This window comes from Eggerthella sp., assembly GCF_048329335.1.
Lineage (GTDB): Bacteria > Actinomycetota > Coriobacteriia > Coriobacteriales > Eggerthellaceae > Eggerthella > Eggerthella lenta.
On the sequence record NZ_DBFEGU010000388.1, the window covers coordinates 1 to 5318 of the forward strand.

General features: G+C 62.3%; 8 protein-coding genes. 3 read left to right on the forward strand and 5 right to left on the reverse strand.

Annotated features, from left to right (window positions below; genetic code table 11):
- Nucleotides 1-820: electron transfer flavoprotein subunit alpha/FixB family protein (locus ACMO6A_RS12100; RefSeq protein WP_418471327.1), on the forward strand; the 820-nt coding region annotated here is incomplete at its 5' end.
- A gap of 81 nt (nucleotides 821-901) precedes the next feature.
- Here the strand turns inward: ACMO6A_RS12100 and ACMO6A_RS12105 are convergent.
- The 3 genes from ACMO6A_RS12105 to ACMO6A_RS12115 are packed head-to-tail and all read right to left on the reverse strand — an operon-like array spanning nucleotide 902 to nucleotide 2126.
- A complete protein-coding gene (locus ACMO6A_RS12105; protein ID WP_009305231.1) occupies nucleotides 902-1240 on the reverse strand; it encodes a DUF86 domain-containing protein in 339 nt (112 codons plus the stop codon).
- Nucleotides 1230-1517, reverse strand: a complete 288-nt coding sequence (locus ACMO6A_RS12110) for a nucleotidyltransferase family protein (protein ID WP_009305229.1) — start codon at nucleotides 1515-1517, stop codon at nucleotides 1230-1232. Before ACMO6A_RS12110 ends, ACMO6A_RS12105 begins: the two co-directional genes overlap by 11 nt.
- A 30-nt stretch (nucleotides 1518-1547) precedes the next feature.
- A complete protein-coding gene (locus ACMO6A_RS12115) occupies nucleotides 1548-2126 on the reverse strand; it encodes a TetR/AcrR family transcriptional regulator (RefSeq protein WP_114516493.1) in 579 nt (192 codons plus the stop codon).
- Nucleotides 2127-2317: 191 nt separating this feature from the next.
- Between ACMO6A_RS12115 and ACMO6A_RS12120 the strand changes: the two genes are divergently transcribed.
- Nucleotides 2318-2809: an HsmA family protein gene (locus ACMO6A_RS12120; RefSeq protein WP_009305227.1), complete on the forward strand. Its 492-nt coding sequence runs from the start codon at nucleotides 2318-2320 to the stop codon at nucleotides 2807-2809.
- Nucleotides 2810-2901: 92 nt separating this feature from the next.
- Here the strand turns inward: ACMO6A_RS12120 and ACMO6A_RS12125 are convergent, their stop codons facing one another.
- The gene (locus tag ACMO6A_RS12125) at nucleotides 2902-3819 is read right to left on the reverse strand and encodes a sensor histidine kinase (protein ID WP_418471328.1); all 918 of its coding nucleotides are present in this window, start codon (nucleotides 3817-3819) and stop codon (nucleotides 2902-2904) included.
- Nucleotides 3820-3929: 110 nt separating this feature from the next.
- A complete protein-coding gene (locus ACMO6A_RS12130) occupies nucleotides 3930-4625 on the reverse strand; it encodes a response regulator transcription factor (RefSeq protein ID WP_009305225.1) in 696 nt (231 codons plus the stop codon).
- Between the two features lie 124 nt (nucleotides 4626-4749).
- Here ACMO6A_RS12130 and ACMO6A_RS12135 point away from each other — a divergent pair.
- Nucleotides 4750-5318, forward strand: a 569-nt coding sequence (locus ACMO6A_RS12135) for a type III pantothenate kinase (RefSeq protein ID WP_418471330.1), incomplete at its 3' end; no start/stop codon positions are given.

Sequence of the window (5318 nt, forward strand, 5' to 3'; positions counted from 1 at the left end):
GTGGGCCGGCGACGAGGCCGACGCGCAGCGCATCGCGGCGTGGGGTGCGCGCGTGATGCACGTCGGCGCCGTTCCCGAGGGTGCGCTGTACGAGGACTGCGTTCCCGCGTTCCAGGAGGTCGTCCAAGCCGAGCAGCCGACGTTGATCCTGGCGCGCATGTCGAAGCGCACGCAGTGCGTGGCGGGCCGCCTTGCCGTGCGTCTGGGCGTGCCGGTGGTCACCGACGCGTCGCGCGTGAAGCTTGACGACGAGGGCGTCGAGGCGGCGCACATGGCGTACGGCGGTGCGGCCGAGCGCGTCGAGCATGCGCGGGGGATGGCGATCGTGCTCGTGGGCTCCGGCGTGTTCGAGATCGACGAAGCGCCGGCTGCCGGCACGGTGGAGCGCGCGGCGGCGTCGATCGAGCCCGGTCCCATCAAGCTGGTCGGGCGCCAGGAGAAGCAGGAGGAGGTGGTCGACCTCGGCTCCGCGAAGGTCGTGGTGTGCGTGGGCCGCGGCATCCAGAACAAGCAGAACCTAGGCAAGGCGCAGGAGTACGCGGCGCGCATCGGCGGCGAGACGGCTTGCACGCGCCCCATCGCCGAGGGCGAGGGTTGGATGGCGCACGGTCGCTACCTGGGCGTTTCGGGTGCCGTCGTGAAGCCCGACGTGTACATCGGCCTCGGCGTGTCGGGCCAGGTGCAGCACACCGTGGGCATGGCGGAATCGCAGTTCGTGGTGGCCGTCAACAAGGACAAGAACGCTCCGATCATGAAGCACTGCGACCTCGGCCTCGTAGCCGACCTGGAGAAAGTGCTCCCCGTGCTCGCAGCTCTCTAAACGACCCGTTAGCCTCCCATTGTAGCGAAAGTGGTCCCCTGTCGTCCTTTTCCCGGGATGGCAGGGGACTGAATGTGATCGCTATTCGTTTTCCAGTATGGCTTCTAGCATCGTGCGAAGCGACGGAAAGTCGTCCGAGACGGTTGCGTATACGTCTTCCATGCGCAACGTTTGATACTTGTGCGCAGCTATGTCGCGAAAGCCGGCAATGGCTTTCCAGGGCACCTGGGCGTGTATAAGGCGAAAGCTCTCGGTAAGATTTTTAACGAGTTCCCCTATGTTGATAACCGTCATGCATACGGCACGCTTGAGCTTCTCATCTTCGAGGAATGAAGCGAGATCCTCGTTCTGCATGAGCGATTCGGCGATGGCTATTTCGTCGAGCACTTTGCCGACGACGGTTCGATCTCTATTGTTCATAGAGCGTTACCGTTTTTCCCACATCCAATATAGAGCCATCGGGAATGGGCGCATGCACGATGTCGACCGATGTGCCAAGATCCTTCTCCAGCCGATCGCGCAGCGATGCAAGCAGGAGGAGCGAAACGGCTATCGAGGTGAATTCGATTAATAGATCGACGTCGCTTTTTTCGGTCTGACGTTCTTCCGCATACGATCCGAAAAGGTCGACCCTTTTGATCGGAAATTCATGCGCGGCATTGTTCACGCTTTCGGAGATGGTGGCTATATCGAGCATGTTGGCCTCCTTTCGTATTGTTGCATTATCTCATGCGAATGGGGGCTCGTACAGCGTGCGGCGCAACAGGGCGAACAGGGTTTCGCATCGAGGGTCGCCTCGCTTGATGGACGAAAGCATGCTGCCCCAGACGAACGCGCACAGCGGTTCGGGGGCCAGCGCTCCCAGCAGGCGGTCGTGCGCCACGTTCGGATCGCGTTCGAGCGCCACCACGAGGCCGCGGCGGATGTGCGCGAAGCACGCCTCCTCGCGCTTGCGCGCCGATGCCAAGCCCTTCGCGTCGAGCGCGGCGACTTCCGTCAGCCAGTCGTCGCGGAACCTCGCCAGCGCTCCCGACAGCTGGAGCGCAAGCCCCTCGCAGAAGCCGATGAAGTCATCGCCGGCAATGGCTCCGGGCATGCTGTCGGCCAGCGCTTCGTTCCAGAATCGTCCTACCACGTCGTTGACCAGGTCGTATTTGGTGGGGTAGGAGTTGTACACGGTGCCCACGGCTACATTGCATGCGCGCGCGACCTCGCGGATGCTCAGCCCGGAAAGACCCGATTCGCTGGCAATCGCGAAGGCGGTGTCGAGGATCTGCTGTTTGCTGATGACGGGTTTGTTGCCCATGCGCACCTCCCGCGTGCGGAAGCTCGGGATCCGGTCGTTTCCCTCATTGTAGAGGAAGACTCATGCGTAGCTCGTGAAGAAATGGTGGTTGATTTTCGTCCGTCATTGCCTCCGAGCGCAGGCCTCTCTAATATGAACGTTGTTCATTAATGAACTTAGTTCATATTAGCAAAGAAGAAAGGAGCGCAACGATGAGCATCGAATTGATCGTGGCGAGTGTCGCCATCACCTGCGCGCTGGTTCTGTACACCTTCGGAGTGTTCGGGGAGCGTCGTTCGGGAACGTTGTCGCTGCGCCATGTGCTGCTGTTTTGGGGCGGCCTCGTGTGCGATACCACCGGCACGATGATCATGTCGAACATCGCGCAGCAATCGTCCGCAGGAGGATTCGGGATCCACGCGGTCACCGGTCTGCTTGCTATCGTGCTGATGCTCGTGCATGCCGTTTGGGCCACGGTCACGTACGTGCGTCATAACGAGCGGGGGATGCATCGATTCCACACGTTCAGCACGTTCGTGTGGCTTGCGTGGCTCGTCCCGTACATCATCGGCATGCTGGTGGGTATCCCGATGATCCATCTGCAGGCGGTGTGCGCCATCGGCACCAGCGTCGTGGTGGTTGCCGTGCTGGCGTTCGTGCTGTTCCGCGGCGGGAAGGGTCATGCGCATACCGCCGCGCACTAGGCGTTGGCTTTCAGAGTCGCGAGCGGCATGCGCGCTCGCTATCAAATCCGGGATCGCGATCGGGCGATCCCGGATTTGCGTGTTTGAGGATGCTAGCGTTCGCCGGGCAGGGTGGACGGTAGCGCGATGATGAAGCACGCCCCTCCATCAGGCAGGTTGATGGCTTCCACCGTGCCATCGTGCGATTCCACCACCGATTTCACGATGGCCAGCCCCAGCCCCGTGCCGCCCGTGCCTCGGCTTCGTGACGCATCGGTGCGGTAGAAGCGGTCGAACAGCAGCTGGGGGTCGATGTCGCCGAACCCGGTGCCGTCGTCCTTCACGGCCAGGATGGAGTTGCCCTTCAGGCCGAACAGCTCGATGGTGATGTGGCCGTCCGGTTCGATGAAGCGGCTCGCGTTCTCCACGAGGTTCGTCACGGCCTGCTTGAGGCGATCGGGGTCGCCCAGCACGTCGGGCGCCTCGCCGACGATCTCGGTGTTCGCATGGCGGTCGCGCAGAATGGGCTCCAGGGCGTCGAGCACGCCGGTGGCCAGCTCGCGCAGGTTCACGCGCGATAGCTCCATGGGCATGGCGTTGTCGTCGATGCGCTGCAGCGTCAGCAAGTCGTGGGTAAGACGGCTCAGGCGCTCGCTTTCGGCGATGATGATCGAGCAGAACTTCTCGTGCAGCTCGGGCGGTAGATCCGGATCTTCCAGCATCTCGGCGTTGCCGCGGATGGCAGTGAGCGGGGTGCGCAGCTCGTGCGCCACATCGCTGATGAATGCTGCTTGGCGGCGCTCCTTCAGCACCAGGTCGTGCTGCTGCGACTTCGTGGTCTGCACGAGCGCCTTGAAATCGGCCGACAGTTGGTCGGCCTCGTACAGGCGGCCGTCGGGTTCGAACGGCACATCGGTTCCCGTGCGATAGGCGGCGGTTTTCTTTGCCAAGAGGCGTAGCGGTTCAGATATGAAATGTCCGATAATAAGGCTGAACGTGAACACCACAAGACCGACGGGAGCAAGCAGCAAAAACGCCTTCGACGGAGTGTCGAAGGCGAGGAAGCAAATCAGAACCAGAACCGCGCCGGCGAGAAGCGAAAGCAGCGTTGCCAGCAGCGAGAAGTATGTTTGCAGTCTTTTTATTGCTTGAACCTGTATCCGTAGCCGCGAACCGTTTCCACCAAGCCGGGATCGTACCCGGCGGACTCAATCTTATCACGCAGACGCTTGATGTGGGTGTCGACGGTCTTGGTTTCCGTCAAGTATTCCCAACCCCAGGCGTCGCGCAGCAGATCTTCGCGCGAAACCACCTTGCCGGCGTTCTTCATGAGGCTGGCAAGCAACTCGAACTCGCGCGGTGTGAGGTCGATCTCGCCGTTCGCGCCCGACGCCGTGTGGGCGTCCTCGTCAAGCGTGATACCGCTGGCGGTGACGGCGTGGTTAGCGCCGGGGAAGTCGCCGCCCGATCCGCGGCGCAGCAGGGCGCGGACGCGTGCGATGAGCTCTCGCACGCCGAAGGGCTTCGCCAAGTAGTCATCGCCGCCGATTTCCAGGCCCACCACCTTGTCCAGCTCGGTGTCGCGAGCCGACAGGAACAACACGGGTACGGTCGTCTTCGAGCGCAGGCGGCGGCACAGCTCGTAGCCGTCCATGCCGGGCAGCATGATGTCGAGCACGAACAGATCGTACGAGTTCTTCGTGGCCAACGCCAGCGCGTCTTCGCCGTTGTCCACCACGTCGGTGAAGAACCCCTCCTTCTTGAGGGCGTAACTGACGAATTCGGTAATGGAGGGCTCGTCGTCAACAACGAGAATGCGATGCGGGGTGTCGTTCATGTGTTGCCTTTCTATCAGATGGACTCCCGTTGCCGGTGCCTGACAGATGCGCGTGGGCGGGTTGTTATAATGTCGAGAGCAACTATAAGCATTCGGGGTGCGACCGAGGGAGACTGTCAGGAACATGTTACTTGCCATCGACGTGGGAAATACGCAAACCGTAGTGGGGATCTACCAGGACGGGAGCCTGCAATATCGGTGGCGTGTGGCCACGAACAAAAGCCATACCTCCGACGAGCTCCGTGTGAAACTGGTGCCGTTGCTGGCGTCCGAGGGCTTGAAGCTCGATGATGTTCGCGGCGTGGCGCTGGCCTCGGTGGTGCCCGCGCTCACCATGGCATGGTGCGCGGCCGCGTATCGCATGATCGGGAAGGACGCGCTCGTGTGCTCGGCGGAGACGGCGGGCGCGCTGTTCGAGGCCGACTATCCCAACCCTCATGAAATCGGGGCCGACCGCGTGGCCGACGCCGTGGCCGCGAAGGCGCTGTACGGCGCCCCCGTGATCGTGGTGGATTTCGGCACGGCCACCAACATGGAAGTCGTCGACGCGGACGGGCGCTTCATCGGCGGCGTCATCGCGCCGGGCGTGGAAACGTCGGCTTCTGCGCTGTTCTCGCACGCCACGAAGCTGGGCGCCATCGACTTGATCGACCCTCATACTGCCATCGGGCGCAACACGGAAGAGGCCATCCA

Coding starts and splice junctions, on each gene's coding strand:
- ACMO6A_RS12105 (WP_009305231.1), bottom strand. CDS start 1,240: ATGAACAATAGAGATCGAACCGTCGTCGGCAAAGTGCTCGACGAAATA.
- ACMO6A_RS12110 (WP_009305229.1), bottom strand. CDS start 1,517: ATGCTCGATATAGCCACCATCTCCGAAAGCGTGAACAATGCCGCGCAT.
- ACMO6A_RS12115 (WP_114516493.1), bottom strand. CDS start 2,126: ATGGGCAACAAACCCGTCATCAGCAAACAGCAGATCCTCGACACCGCC.
- ACMO6A_RS12120 (WP_009305227.1), top strand. CDS start 2,318: ATGAGCATCGAATTGATCGTGGCGAGTGTCGCCATCACCTGCGCGCTG.
- ACMO6A_RS12130 (WP_009305225.1), bottom strand. CDS start 4,625: ATGAACGACACCCCGCATCGCATTCTCGTTGTTGACGACGAGCCCTCC.